Annotated in this window: 1 protein-coding gene; it reads right to left on the reverse strand. The window is 69.0% G+C overall.

The window, feature by feature from the left end; translation table 11 throughout:
• A partial coding sequence (locus tag A33M_RS21520; RefSeq protein WP_040622524.1) for a LysR substrate-binding domain-containing protein occupies positions 1-845 on the reverse strand: 845 nt, incomplete at its 3' end.
• Positions 846-873: the final 28 nt, after the last annotated feature.

The raw sequence follows: 873 nt of genomic DNA on the forward strand, positions 1-873 counted from the left end.
CGGATCTTCGGCAGCTTCAGCTTCGACTTCAGGTACAGCAGCCGGTGGCAGACGAGCCGCGGCCCGTCGCCGCCGAACGGCAGCACCAGCCGTCCGGCCTCGAGCTCGCTCTGGAGCAGAAGCCGGCTCTCGAGCGCGACGCCGACGCCGTCGACCGCGGCATAGATCGCCATGAACGAGCGGTCGAAGCGCGGGCCGCGCGTCAGGTCGACGCCCTGCACGCCGTGCAGCCGCAGCCAGTCGCTCCACGGCACCAAATTCAGCTCGGAGTGAATCAGCGTGTGCTTGCGCAGGTCGCGCGGCGACTTCAGCGCGTTGCGCCCCTTCAGCAGCGACGGCGAGCACAAGGCGACGATCGTCTCCTCGGGAAACGGCTTCACCTCGACGCCCCAGGCGGGAAACACGTTGCCGTAGCGCACGTCGAAATCCGCCTCCCCGGCACCGAGATCGACCGCGGAGACGGAGGCGTTCAGCCGCACGTCGATGTCGGGCTCCGACGCGCCGAACCGCGACAGGCGCGGCATCAGCCACTGCGTGCCGAAGCTCGGCACGGTGTGGATGGTGAGAATGTCGCTCTTGCCGCCGCGCTCGATGCTGCGCTTGGCGGCCTCGATCAGACGAAACCCTTCGGTCACCTGCTCGGCGAAGCGGCGGCCGATGTCGGTCAGCTCGACGCCGCGGTGGCCGCGATGAAACAGCGCGATGCCGACCTCGCGCTCGAGAAAGCGAATCTGATGGCTCACCGCGGAGGGCGTGAGCAGAAGCTCCTCGGCCGCCGCCGCGAACGAGCCGAGCCGGGCCGCGGACTCGAACACCTGAATGGCCCTGAGCGACGGTGACTTCATGCGCCGGTCTCCGGCAATGCGCCGCATC

It is taken from the genome of Rhodovulum sp. PH10 (assembly GCF_000293785.1).
In the GTDB taxonomy this organism is placed as follows: Bacteria; Pseudomonadota; Alphaproteobacteria; order Rhizobiales; family Xanthobacteraceae; genus Rhodoplanes.